Origin of the sequence: Massilia oculi (assembly GCF_003143515.1) — a bacterium.
Taxonomy (GTDB): Bacteria; Pseudomonadota; Gammaproteobacteria; order Burkholderiales; family Burkholderiaceae_D; genus Telluria; species Telluria oculi.
In genome coordinates, this window is record NZ_CP029343.1 from 5619365 (window position 1) to 5631511 (window position 12147).

The window sequence follows — 12147 nt, forward strand, 5'->3', positions numbered from 1 at the left end:
ACACGCTCAATTGCTTCCGGTCATAATACATAGTGCGAAAGCACTAATGTAGCGGAGCGAGGAGAACGATTGAGCGCGGAGCATCTGATCGGCTGTCATGATTGCGGTTGCCTTTACCACCGGGAGCCGCTGAACTCGTGCGAGCGCGCGCGCTGCACGCGCTGCCGCCACGAGCTGTACCGCTGGCATGCCGGCGGGCCGCTGCGTCGTGCCGACTCGCTGGTGGCGCTGACCATGGGCGCCGTGCTGGTCTACCTGCTGGCCCAGAGCTTCCCGATCGTCACGCTCGAACTGGGCGGCATGGCGACCGGCGCAACTCTGCTGCAGGCGGTGGGCGTGCTGTGGAACGCGGGGATGCAGGTGGTCGCGGCCATGGTGCTGTTGTGCGCCATCGTCTTCCCGGGACTGGAACTGGGCGCGCTGCTGTACGTCGCCATCGGCCTGCGGCGCGGCCGGCGCGTTCCCGGATTTCACCTGGTGCTGCGGGTGGTCCAGGGCGCGCGCTACTGGGCCATGACCGAGGTGCTGATGATTGGCATCCTGATCACGGTCATCAAGATGACCAGTCTGGCGCGGGTGGTGCCGCATCCGGGGCTGTTCGCCTTCGGCGTACTCACCATCCTGTGCGCGCTCGTGATGCGCTACGAACCGAAGGCGCTGTGGGAGCTGGCCGATCGCCTGGCGCCGCGCCCGCGGCAGGAGGCCGGGGCAGACGCCGTCGCCCATGCGCCGGACACCCTCGTAGCCTGCCGCGCCTGCGGCCTGGTCAACGGCCACCCCTGGCAGCGCGCGAAGGACGGCGTTTGCCACTGCCGCCGCTGCGGCGCCGCGCTGCACCGCCGGATCCCGAACAGCATCGGCTGGACCTGGGTCATGCTTGCCGCCGCCACGCTGCTCTACGTTCCCGCCAACCTGCTGCCCGTGATGTATTCGCGCATGATCGGCGGCGGCGCCGAGGGCGACACCATCATGAGCGGCGTGCTGCTGTTCTGGAACACCGGTTCGCCGGGCCTGGCCATCATCATCTTCATCGCCAGCGTGGTGGTGCCGGTGTCGAAGCTGGTGGCGCTGGCCTGGCTCAACGCCACCGCCCAGCTGCGCTCGCGCGCGGCGCCGCTGGCCCGCACCCGCGCCTACCGGGTGGTGGAATTCGTCGGCCGCTGGTCGATGCTCGACATCTTCGTGGTCGCGTTGACCGTGGCCCTGGTGCGCTTCGACGCGCTGGCCACGATCACCGCCGGCCCCGGCGCGATCGCTTTCGGCTGCGTGGTGATCCTGACCATGGTCGCCTCGCACCAGTTCGACCCGCGCCTGATCTGGGACCCTATTGAATCGAATGGAGAACGACATGTCTGAACCGGACGGCGCACGACCGCCGCAGGGGCCCAGCTCGCCCGACGTCGACCGCCCGAGCCGCTGGCTGCCGTCGCTGATTTGGCTGATACCGCTGCTGGCGGCCATCATTGGCGCCTGGCAGGTGGTCCAATGGGTGACCAACAAGGGCCCCACGGTGTACGTCTATTTCGCGACCGGCGAAGGCCTGGAGGCGAACACCACCCGGGTCAAGTACAAGGACGTCGACATCGGCCGCGTGGTGTCGGTGACCCTGGCCGAGGACGGCAACCGGGTGGTGGCCAAGATCGAGATGGCCAAGGAGGCGGGCCGCTTCACCGCCAAGGATTCGCGCTTCTGGGTGGTGCGCCCCCAGATCGGCGCCAGCGGCGTGTCGGGACTCGGCACCCTGCTGTCCGGCCCCTATATCGGCGCCGCGCCCGGCACGTCCGAGGATTCCAGCAACGCCTTCACCGGCCTGGAGACGGCGCCGCCGATCCCGATCGGCCTGAAGGGCCGCGAATACCTGCTGCACGCCGACACCCTGGGCTCGGTGGCGCCCGGCTCGCCAGTCTACTTCCGGCGCGTGCGCGTCGGCCAGGTGGCGAAGGTCGAACTGGACAAGGCCGGCCAGGGCATCGACATGTCGGTGTTCGTCGAGCAGCCGTATATCGGTTTCGTCGGGGCGGACACGCGCTGGTACCATGCCAGCGGGGTCGACCTGCGCCTGGACGCGAGCGGCCTGAAGCTCAATACGCAATCGCTGGCGGCGCTGGCCACCGGCGGCATCGCCTTTGAATCGACCGACGGCAAAAAGCCGGCCGCGCCCGCCCGGCGGGCAGCCGCTACCGCCTGGCCGAAGACCGCGCCGCTGCCCTGCGCCCGCCGGACGGCCCGGCCACCAGCGCGGTGCTGTACTTCGACCAGACGCTGCGCGGCCTGGCGCCGGGCGCGCCGGTCGACTTCCGCGGCGTGGCGCTGGGCGAGGTGCGCAGCGTGGGCATCGAATGGGACCGCGAGCGCCGCCGCTTCAATATGCCGGTGACGATCGACATGTACCCGGGCCGCCTGGGCCAGGACTTCATGAACGCCCTGAACCAGGGCCGCGAGGGCAAGGACATGATGGGCATGATGGTGGGCCGCGGCCTGCGCGCGCAGCTGCGCAACGGGAACATCCTCACCGGTCAGCTGTACGTGGCGCTCGATTTCTTCCCCAACGCGGCCAAGGCCACGATCGGCCAGCAAGGCGAGCTGGTGGTGCTGCCGACGGTGCCGGGCCAGCTCGATGAGCTGCAAAGCCAGGTGGCGCGCATCGCCAACAAGCTGGACAAGGTGCCGTTCGACGAGATCGGTGCCAACCTGAACCGCACGCTGGCGCAGGCGAATGCGACGCTCGAGCGCCTCGAAGGCCAGGTGCTGCCGGAGATGACGGGCACGCTCAGCGCCGCTAAAGGCACCTTTGCGCGCGCCGAAAACCTGCTGGCGCAGGATTCGCCGCTGCAGTCCGACTTGCGCCAGGCATTGCAGGAAGTGTCGGACACGATGGCCAAGCTCAATGCGCTGGCCGACTACCTCGAACGTAATCCGCAGTCGATCATCCGCGGCAAACCCCAGGAGAAGAATTGATGATGCCGCTTGCCAGCCTTAATCCCGGCCCTGGCCGCCTGTTTGCCGCCACCGCGATCGCGGCAGCCCTTGCCGGCTGCGGCAGCGCGCCGGTCGACCGCTTCTATACCTTGGGCGGCGGCCCGGCGGCGGCCACGCCGCCGGCGGTCAGCGCCGCGCCGTTGTACTTCGAGATGCGGCCCGTGACGGTGCCGGCCCAGCTGCGCCGGCCGCAGATGGTGGTCAGTACCGGCGAAGGCACGATCGATCTCGAAGAGCACCACCGCTGGGCCGGGCCGCTGGCCGAGGAGATCGGCAACAGCCTGTCGCTCGGGATCGCGGCCCGGCTGGGCGGGGTGGACGTCTACCGCAGCGCGGCGCCGGACGGCAGCACGCTGTACCGGATCGGCGCCGACGTCCAGCGTTTCGAATCCCGCCCCGGGAGCCTCGCGCTGCTCGATGTGGTGTGGAGCGTGCGCCGGCTCGATGGCAGCCAGCCTGGCGGCCAGATGCAGACTTGCCGCAGCGTGTTCCAGGAACCGGTGGGGATGGGCCACGACGCCCTGGTGGCGGGCCACCGGGCGGCGCTGGACAAGCTCTCGGCCACGATCGCGCAGGCGGTGCGGTCCCAGGTTGACGGGCGCGCTCCGGCCTGCCCGGCCGGCTGAGGGATCAGGGGATCAGGCGTTCGGCGCGCAGGCGCGCGAACAGGTCGTAGAACGAATCGTCGGTGGCCTGCCAGGCGCTGAAGCCCAGGCGCCGGCTGTTGGCCATGTCGGTCATGACCTCCAGCGGCCGGCCCAGGTCGAGGTCGGTATGCCAGGGCGAAGCCAGGCGATCCAGGTCGGCCTCGATCAGGCCGTGGCGCGCGGCGATCTCGCGCCACAGCGCGTGGTCGTTCGCCATCGCGGCCTCCAATGGCTGGATGGCGCCGTTAAAGCCCGCCGCCTCGACGCCGAAGAACGCCGCCAGTTTTGGCCACAGCCAGCTCCAGCGGAAGACGTCGCCGTTGACGATATTGAAGGCTTCGTTGCGGGCGGCGTCGGTATCCGCCGCCCAGACCAGCTGTTTGGCCAGCATGCGCGCATCGGTGACGTCCGACAGCCCATTCCACTGCACGTCGGAACCCGGGAACTGGAACGGACGACCGGTCTCCTTGCAGATGGTCGCGTAAACGGCCAGGGTGGTGCCCAGGTTCATCGCATTGCCGACCGCCAGGCCGATCACGGTGTGCGGACGGTGCACGGTCCAGGTAAAACGGTCGCGTTCGGCCGCGGCATGGACTTCGTCTTCCTGCGCGTAATAGAAATTCTCGAGCGGCAGGCGTGGTTGGCTTTCGCGCAGCGGGGTGTCGGGCAGGGTGCCCGAACTGGCATAGGCTTCGAACGGGCCGAGATAGTGCTTCAGGCCGGTCACCAGCGCCACGTGGCGCACGCTCTTCTTCGGCGCCAGCGCGTCGAGCAGATTGCGCACCAGGGCGGCGTTGACGCGGATGTTTTCGGCCTCGGTGTCCTGGCGCATCCAGGTGGTGAAGAAGACGTGGGTCGGTTCGACGTCGGCCAGCGCGGCGCCGAGTGCTGCAGGGTCGAGCAGGTCGGCGGCCACGTGGCGCACGGCGGGCAGGTCTTGCGGTGCGCGGCGCGACAGGCCGACCACGTCCCAGCCCCCGGCCAGCAGTTCGCGTGCCACGTGGTTGCCGCCGATGCCGGTGACGCCGACGACCAGTGCGGTTCGTTTCATGTGTTTCCTCCCGATGTGACAATTGGACCTCATTCTACCGGCTGGCGGAAATCGACGTTGCAGGCCCAAAGCAAACGGGGCGCCGCATCGCTGCGGCGCCCCGTCCGGGTCAACGCGTCAGGACATCAGAAGCGGTAACGCAGGGTCAGCGAGGCGTTGCGCGGCGCACCGTAGGTGATCTGGTTAAACGCGGAGAACATCGCGAAGTGGGTCTCGTCGGTCGCGTTGCTGACGTTGAGCTGGGCCGACAGCTGCTTGGTGAAGTCGTAGCGCGCCATCAGGTTGACCAGGGCGAACGAATCCTGCTCGATGCGGCCGTCGATGCCCGGAGCCACGGTGCCGTCGATCGTGTAGGTGCTGCCTTCCCAGTTGACGCCGCCGCCGACGGTCAGCTTGCTCCACGCGCCCGGCAGGCGGTAGGACGCGAAGGCGCGCAGGGTCTTGCGTGGGTAGATCGCGTTGAAGTCGGCGCCGGTTTCGTCCTTGGCGCGGTAGATCGCGTAGCCGATGCTCGCGTTCAGGCCTGAGATAATCTCGCCCGAGACGTCCAGCTCGATGCCCTTGCTGGTGGCGCCGTCGACCGCGCGGTAGTAGGCCTCCGGCAGTTGCGGGCCAGCGCCGTCGCGGTCAACTTCGCCGGCGCGCTGCGCCAGGCCATCCTGCTTGAGGTGGAACACCGACAGCGCGGCGTTCACGCGGCGGTCGAAGAATTCGCCCTTGATGCCGGCTTCGCTGGCCTTGCCTTCGATCGGGTCGAGCAGGTTGCCGGCGAAATCCTTGTTGTTCTGCGGCTGGAAGATGCTGGTGTGGCTGGCGTACAGCGAGTAGGTGTCGTTCAGGTCGAACACCAGGCCGGCGTACGGGGTAATTTCGTTGTCGTACTTGAGCAGGTAAGGAACCGCGCCGGCGAGACCGCCGGTCTTCTCGTACTTGGTCACGCGGGCGCCGACAATCGCCTTCAGGCGGTCGGTGACCGAGAAGCGCGCCATGCCGTACAGGCCTTGCTGGGTGACTTCATTGCCTTCGTAGAAGCCCTGCGGGCCCCACACCGGCGTCGGGTAGCTGGCCGGATCCCATTGCGGGAAGCCGGTCACCGATGGCGCGAAGCCGTCGGCCGTGGTCGGGAAGCTGGCCAGGCGGTTGTTCGAGGTGAAATCGGTCTTGGCATGCAGGTAGCCGATGGCCGCCTGGTGCTCGCGGCCGAACGCCGAGAACGGACCGCTGGCGTGCACGCCGAAGTCCTTCTGCTTGGTTTCGATGACGTAGGAACCGGCGAACGCAAAGAGGGAGCCGGTGGCGCGGTCGGGCACGCCCGACAGGTACAGCAGGCGCGAATCACCGTCGCGGGTGGCGTCGGTATAGGTCAAGCGCAGGTTCCAGCCGTTGGCAAAGCGGTGTTCGTAGTCGGCGAAGAAGTTGTCGTACTGGTTGTCGAAGCCGGCCCACGGGGCGCCGGTCGTCAGCGAGCGGTCTTCGGGGATGACCGAGCCGTCGGTAAAGCGGTAAGGCAGGCCGCCCCACATCGGCGCGCGCGGGCTCATCTTCTGGCGGCTGAAGCCGGCCGAGAAGGTGCCGTCGCGGCCGATGTCGGCTTCGATCGTGCCGTAGTAGGTACGGTCGCTGTTCTCCATATTCCTGATCCAGCTGTCGGCTTCGCCGTACTCGCCGACGAAGCGGCCGCGCACGCTGCCCGATTCGTTCAGCGGGGTCGAGACGTCGGCCACGATGCGGCGCTTGTCCCAGCGGCCGACGGTGGCTTCGACCGAGCCGGCCAGCTTCTTGCTGAAGGCGCGCTTGCGCACCAGGTTCAGTGCCGCCGACGGGGTGCCGGCGCCGGTCATCAGGCCGGTCGCGCCACGCACCACTTCGACGCGGTCGTACAGCGCCAGGCTGCCCAGCACCTCGCCCGCGCTCCATTGCGCGTCCCAGGTCGTGGGAATATTGTCGATCTGCAGGTTGGTGACTTCGAAGCCACGCGAAGTGAAGCTGCCGCGGTGGGTCTCGTACTGGTTGACCGAGACGCCGGTGACGTTGTTGACCACATCGGTGATGGTCGCCAGGTTCTGGTCTTCGATACGTTGCTGGGTGATGACCGAGACCGATTGCGGAGTGTCGCGCAGCGACATGTCGAGCGGGGTCGCGGTACGGGTGCGGCCGATGGTGTACGAGCCGACGTCGTCGGCGAGCTTCTGGGCCTGGACCTGCACCTGGGGCATCGAGGTGGTGCCGGCGGCGGTGTTGCTGGCCTCGGTGGACTGCGCTTGAGCGACGAACGGGAGCGCGAGGCCCACACAGACCGTCAGGGTCTTCAATTTACGGCTTCCGTTGGCGCTGACCTGCTTTTCCATCTTTTTTCCTGTTTTTAACGATGAGTGGGTGGCGGACCAGCGCTCGAAGCGCACACGTCTGCCTATGACAACTGAATACGACTACGAATGATAACGATTCTCATCTATGTATGTCAATGTATGAACGTTGCATTGGCCGACATTCCGCAGATTGTGCAGCTGGGTGGATGGTATTGGCAGGAAACCGCTCTGTATCCGGACGCTGGAAGCGGCTAAGCTGGCGTCACTTCAGAAACCGAAAGGGCAAATACATGGACAAACCGGAATTCTTCGTGACCCCGGGTTATGGCGAGATGTTTTACAAGAAGCTGGGTTATTCGCAGGCCGTGAAGGTCGGCAACCGCGTCGAGATCTCGGGCCAGGGCGGATGGACCGACGACCTGCAGTTTCCTGCACGGCTCGAGGACGAGATCGAACTGGCCTTCAAGAACGTCGAACGCGTGCTGGCTGCGGCCGGCGCCACCTGGGAGCACGTGATCCACGTGAACTCCTATCACGTGGGCGGCTTTCCTCCCGAGACCAACGAGACGATGGCAAGGCTGTTTCGCCAGTATATGCCGAATCGGGCGCCGATCTGGACCGAGCTGGGTGTGGCGGAGCTCGGCGCTCCGGAGATGCGGATCGAGATCCGGGTGACCGCGATCATCGAGTAATCATCCTGGCGCCGGGACGGCGTCAATCGCGGAAGGTGTCGATCAGCCAGTCGACGAACACCGTGAGGCGGGCGTTCTGGTGCCGGTTCGGCGGGTACAGGATGTGGAAGGGCATGGCGGGCCGGTTCCATTCCTGCAGGATCGGCACGAGCTCGCCGGCGTCGATCGCCGGCTGCACCATCCGCCTGAAATGCTGGCCGATGCCCATGCCGGCCCGCAGCAATGCCAGCAGGCCATTGCCGTCGTTGGTGGACAATTCGCTGGCCTCGATATCCAACCGTTCGTCGCCGCGCTCGAAGACCAGCGGATTCGGCTTTGTCGTGGCGGCGAAGAAGTAACCCAGGCGTACGTGCCGATCGAGGTCGGCGGGTGTACGTGGCGTGCCCTCCCGTTCGAGATAGGCGGGTGAAGCGAAAGTGCCGTAGCGCAAGTCGAGCAGTTTGCGGCCGACCATCGACATCTGCTGCACTTCGCCGGCGCGGATCACGCAATCGACGCCTTCGCCGACGATATTCGCGGGGCGGTCGCTGATGCCGAGCGCCAGGGTGATGTCCGGGTATTCGCGGTGAAAGGCGGGCAGTGCGGGAATCAGGAGCGAGGTCGCGAACGAGGCCGGGGCGTCGATCCGGAGATGTCCGCGGGGCTTGCGTTTCTGGCCGCGCATGGCGTGGTCCATCGCGTCGAGGTCGACGAGCAGGCGGCTTGCTTGCTGGTAGTATTCGGCGCCTTCCGCGGTTGCGGCTACCGTACGCGTAGTGCGGTGGAGCAGCTTGTTGCCGAGATGGGTCTCGAGGTCGCCGACCAGCTTGCTGACGGTGGAGCGCGGCATGCCCAGCTGGTCGGAGGCGCGGCTGAATGAGCCGGTGTCGATCACACGGACAAAGGCGCGCATGGCGAGCAGCTGGTTCATGCGAAGACGACCAATACGGAGAAGTTCATGGGCCACTATTATCCATCAGACTGGATAATAGTGGCCCACCTGCGATGGGTAAGGCTGGCTCAAGCCACTTCCTTCTTGTTCGCCTCGGTAATGGTCCAATAATAAATCGTGCGGCCATCCACCTCGACCGTCTTTTCGGCCGGCCATTCCGATCCCATGTCGAAGGCATGCGACACGACGCGCGTGCCGACCTTGAGCTGCTTCCATAGTTGCGGCCGCAGCTTGGCGTTGATGGTCGGCAGCAGGTACAGGGTCACCACGGTGGCGGTCGAGAAATCGGTCTTGAACAGGTCGCCGACGCGGAACTGGGCGCGGTCGGATACGCCGGCCTTCTTGGCGTTTTCCTTGGCTTCCGCGATGCGGGTCGGATCGATGTCGATGCCGGTGCCGCGCGCGCCGCGTTCCTTGGCTGCGGTGACGACGATGCGGCCGTCGCCGCAGCCCAGGTCGAACAGGGTGTCTTTCTTGCCGACCCTGGCCAGGTCGAGCATCTTGTCGACCACCTCTTGCGGGGTCGGGACGTAAGGCACGTCGAGTCGCGGCGTGGCGGCGGTGGCGGCGGTGGCCTGCGCCAACACACGGCCGAACGGGAACATCATCAGGCCGGTCGCGGCGGCAGTCGACAGCAGCAGGGTACGGCGGCGAGGTTGCAGGTTCATCAACACAGCTCCTTGGTCAGGTTTGGTCTTGGGGGATGAAACGGTTGGTATTATCGATCGCTCTTCGAGCGCAGCAGCAGCAACAGCACGACGCCGATAGCGAGCACGGCGACGCCGATCCAGGCGGCGTTCAGGCCGCCCAGCTGCTGGCTGTACACATACGACAAGCTCGACCACAGCATATACGCGCAGCTGGCGCAGAACAGCAGCGGCAGCACCGGATACAGCGGCACCTTGAACGGACGCGGCACGTTCGGCTCGCGCCGGCGCAGCACGAACAGCGAGATGCCGGTGAGCAGGAAGAACAGCCAGAACACGGGCGCCGTGAATTCGACCATCGACTTGAAGCCGCCGCCCAGCGCGGCGCCGGTCGCCACCAGGGCCAGGGCCGCCACGCATTGCACCGTCATGGCGACCGTCGGCGTACCGCGCTCGTTGTCCCACTCGGCCAGGCGGCCCAGCTTTTTCCAGTCGAGGCCCATGGCGTAGCTGGTGCGGGCGCCGACGATCATGGTGGCGTTGATCGAGGTGAGGGCGGAGATCGCGACCAGCACGGAGATGATTTTTTCGCCGGCCGGGCCGAAGACGACCTTCATGACGTCGGCCGCGACAGCGTCGGAAGCGGACATGCCGTCCATGCCGAGCACCTTCCAATAGGCCCAGGTCACCATCAGGTAGAGTACGGTGATGATGACGATGCCCATGGTCAGCGCCTTGACCATGTCGCGCGGACCGCCGCGCATCTCGGCGCTGATGTAGGCGGCCTCGTTCCAGCCTCCATAGGTGAGCAGGACGAAGACCATCGCCATGCCGAGGGCGGCGGCCGTCGGGCCGGACGCGCCGACGGCCGTTGCGGTGGCAGCAGGCGCGGGCGCCGGATCGGTGAACAGCGCGGCGGCGCCGACGATGAGCAGCAGGCCGAGGATCTCCGCGACCGTCAGGAAGGTCTGGGTGCCGGCGCCGGTGCGGATGCCGCGCAGGTTGAGCGCCGACAGGCCGGCGATCACGGCGACGGCATATACCGTGCTGCCCCAGCCGGCCGGCAGCATCGTCAGCGGAATCGCCTGCTGCATGTAGTCGCCGAAGACGAAACCGAGTAGCGCGATCGAGCCGGTGGTGATCACGGAGAAGCGCGCCCAGCCGAACAGGAAAGCGACCGAGCGGCCGTAGGCGCGGTGCAGGTAGTGGTAGTCGCCGCCGGCATGCGGGTACGAGGTGGTCAGCTCGGCGTAGCACAAGGCGCCGATGAGCGAGACCACGCCGCCCATGATCCACAGGGTAAACATGGCAGTCGCGCTGCCGCTCATGCTCGCGACCAGGGACGGAGCCTTGAAGATGCCGGCGCCGATCACGACGCCGACGATGACCGCGACCGCTTCGCGCAGGCCGATGGTGGGGCGCGGTCGGGTGTCGTGAGGGGCTGAGACAGTGCGTTCCGCTTCTATGGCATCCATGTCGTGATCGGGTGGGCACGCCGGCGGCCGAGGGCCGTGTCGCGCTTGGTTGCACATGGGGAGCCTGTCAAGACACTACCGCTCACCCGCTCTTCGGTACTGGATGTTATCCAGACCGCAGAGCGGATGGCGCGCGATTGCATTGCTATAAAGATAAATACAGTTTGGCGCGGCAGAGCGCCGCGCCATGCCACTAGTCGGCTGCCGGGGATGCCCTGGTATCGGTCCCGGCGTTGGCCACACCCGCCGGCAGCGCCGGCCTGCGACCCTCGTTCGATGCATTTGCCGGCGCGGGCGAGCCAAGCCACGCGAAGATGGCCGGCCAGATCGCGGCGTGGGCGTTGCGGCCGACCAGCACGCCGACATGTTGCAGGTTGACGCCGACGTCGCCCTGGTATTCGAGCACGCGCTTGCGTTCGCTGCTGGCGGCTTCGTGGAAGGGCAGCACGGATTCGGGCGGAATCACCTTGCTGTGGAAGTCGACCACGCACAGCAGGGGCGCGCGCAGGTCGCGCGGGCCGATCGTGCGGCCTTTGATGTCGAGCCGGCCCTGCATGAATTCATCGTTGCGGTACAGCGACTCGACGATGTCGGTGAACAGCCGGCCGGGCAGCGGGAATTCGTCATGGGTCCAGCGCTCGACCCGCATATGGGTGGCCAGCGCCTTCGGGTCGAGCAGCGACAGCCAGCGGTCGGCGACGCGCTCCCACTGGAAGGCCTGCGGTTCGGCCATGGCGCTCATCAGGTTCAGGTAGACGCCCGGCACGTGGCGGAAGGCGTCGGCGATGCCGCGCGCGTGCGGGGTGGCGTTGACCAGTGGCGAGAAGCAGCAACTGGCCTGTTCGAAGTGCAGCGGCGACTCGAGCAGGATGGTCGCGGCCACGCGTTCGGGATGGGTGCAGCTGTAGATGGCGGCCAGGATGCCGCCCAGCGAGTGACCGACGATCGTCAGCCGCTCGTGCCCGCTGTCTTCCATGATCGCCTGCTGGCAGGCCGACAGCATGCGGTCGCCATAGTCGTCCAGGCCGACGTCGCCGTCGTCATCCGGCATCGGCAGCCATTCGGCCAGGTAGACCCGGTAGCCGCGTTCGCTCCAGCGCTGCACCACGCTGATGTCGGGCGCCAGGTCCCAGATATAGGCGCGCTTGATCGGCGCCGGCACCAGCAGCACCGCCGGGCCGCCGCCGGGGGTGCCCTGGTAGCGGTGCAGTTGGAGACCGGGCTGCTCGAGGATCACGGTCGACGGGGTAGGCTGCGGTCCGTAACCGGCGCGATCCAGCATCTTGCCGCGCGCCTGGCGGCTGCGGTCCATCTGCTTGAGGCCCTGCGTTCCGAGGTCTCCGAAGGCCCCGAGGTGGTTCCAGTTGCTGGCGTACATGAATGGCGATCCCGTCGAATTGGCGATCACGAGACTCT

Annotated in this window: 9 protein-coding genes and 1 pseudogene; 4 read left to right on the forward strand and 6 right to left on the reverse strand. The window is 66.9% G+C overall.

What is annotated here, in order from left to right:
- Positions 1 to 69 precede the first annotated feature (69 nt).
- The 3 genes and pseudogenes from DIR46_RS25145 to DIR46_RS25155 all read left to right on the forward strand — a co-directional run bounded on the left by DIR46_RS25145 (position 70) and on the right by DIR46_RS25155 (position 3605).
- Complete coding sequence (locus DIR46_RS25145) at positions 70 to 1356, forward strand: paraquat-inducible protein A (RefSeq protein WP_109347677.1); 1287 nt, start codon at positions 70 to 72, stop codon at positions 1354 to 1356.
- Positions 1349 to 2958: pseudogene (locus DIR46_RS28010) on the forward strand (PqiB family protein). Before DIR46_RS25145 ends, DIR46_RS28010 begins: the two are co-directional and overlap by 8 nt.
- The gene (locus DIR46_RS25155; protein ID WP_109347678.1) at positions 2958 to 3605 is read left to right on the forward strand and encodes a PqiC family protein; all 648 of its coding nucleotides are present in this window, start codon (positions 2958 to 2960) and stop codon (positions 3603 to 3605) included. The pseudogene DIR46_RS28010 and the gene DIR46_RS25155 overlap by 1 nt, the downstream one beginning before the upstream one ends.
- A 4-nt stretch (positions 3606 to 3609) precedes the next feature.
- Here DIR46_RS25155 and DIR46_RS25160 read toward each other — a convergent pair whose 3' ends face one another.
- Both DIR46_RS25160 and DIR46_RS25165 read right to left on the reverse strand, forming a co-directional pair.
- The gene (locus tag DIR46_RS25160; RefSeq protein WP_109347679.1) at positions 3610 to 4677 is read right to left on the reverse strand and encodes an SDR family oxidoreductase; all 1068 of its coding nucleotides are present in this window, start codon (positions 4675 to 4677) and stop codon (positions 3610 to 3612) included.
- A 125-nt stretch (positions 4678 to 4802) separates the two neighbouring features.
- A complete protein-coding gene (locus tag DIR46_RS25165) occupies positions 4803 to 7025 on the reverse strand; it encodes a TonB-dependent siderophore receptor (protein WP_109347680.1) in 2223 nt (740 codons plus the stop codon).
- Positions 7026 to 7276: 251 nt separating this feature from the next.
- Here DIR46_RS25165 and DIR46_RS25170 point away from each other — a divergent pair, with 251 nt between their 5' ends.
- Positions 7277 to 7678 (forward strand): RidA family protein, encoded by a 402-nt coding sequence (locus DIR46_RS25170; RefSeq protein ID WP_109347681.1) that lies wholly within the window; start codon positions 7277 to 7279, stop codon positions 7676 to 7678.
- 22 nt (positions 7679 to 7700) lie between these two features.
- Here DIR46_RS25170 and DIR46_RS25175 read toward each other — a convergent pair whose 3' ends face one another.
- The 4 genes from DIR46_RS25175 to DIR46_RS25190 form a co-directional block, all read right to left on the reverse strand.
- A complete protein-coding gene (locus DIR46_RS25175; RefSeq protein ID WP_109347682.1) occupies positions 7701 to 8588 on the reverse strand; it encodes a LysR family transcriptional regulator in 888 nt (295 codons plus the stop codon).
- 89 nt (positions 8589 to 8677) lie between these two features.
- On the reverse strand, positions 8678 to 9277 hold the full coding sequence (locus DIR46_RS25180; RefSeq protein ID WP_109347683.1) for a class I SAM-dependent methyltransferase: 600 nt from the start codon (positions 9275 to 9277) through the stop codon (positions 8678 to 8680).
- A 50-nt stretch (positions 9278 to 9327) separates the two neighbouring features.
- The gene (locus DIR46_RS25185) at positions 9328 to 10731 is read right to left on the reverse strand and encodes an APC family permease (RefSeq protein WP_229446413.1); all 1404 of its coding nucleotides are present in this window, start codon (positions 10729 to 10731) and stop codon (positions 9328 to 9330) included.
- Positions 10732 to 10924: 193 nt separating this feature from the next.
- Positions 10925 to 12139, reverse strand: coding sequence for an alpha/beta fold hydrolase (locus DIR46_RS25190; protein ID WP_229446414.1), 1215 nt, complete (start codon positions 12137 to 12139; stop codon positions 10925 to 10927).
- Positions 12140 to 12147: the final 8 nt, after the last annotated feature.

Excerpts from the sequence above, each read along its gene's own strand:
- DIR46_RS25155 (WP_109347678.1), top strand. The coding sequence starts at position 2,958 with ATGATGCCGCTTGCCAGCCTTAATCCCGGCCCTGGCCGCCTGTTTGCC.
- DIR46_RS25160 (WP_109347679.1), bottom strand. The coding sequence starts at position 4,677 with ATGAAACGAACCGCACTGGTCGTCGGCGTCACCGGCATCGGCGGCAAC.
- DIR46_RS25165 (WP_109347680.1), bottom strand. The coding sequence starts at position 7,025 with ATGGAAAAGCAGGTCAGCGCCAACGGAAGCCGTAAATTGAAGACCCTG.
- DIR46_RS25170 (WP_109347681.1), top strand. The coding sequence starts at position 7,277 with ATGGACAAACCGGAATTCTTCGTGACCCCGGGTTATGGCGAGATGTTT.
- DIR46_RS25175 (WP_109347682.1), bottom strand. The coding sequence starts at position 8,588 with ATGAACCAGCTGCTCGCCATGCGCGCCTTTGTCCGTGTGATCGACACC.
- DIR46_RS25180 (WP_109347683.1), bottom strand. The coding sequence starts at position 9,277 with ATGAACCTGCAACCTCGCCGCCGTACCCTGCTGCTGTCGACTGCCGCC.
- DIR46_RS25185 (WP_229446413.1), bottom strand. The coding sequence starts at position 10,731 with ATGGATGCCATAGAAGCGGAACGCACTGTCTCAGCCCCTCACGACACC.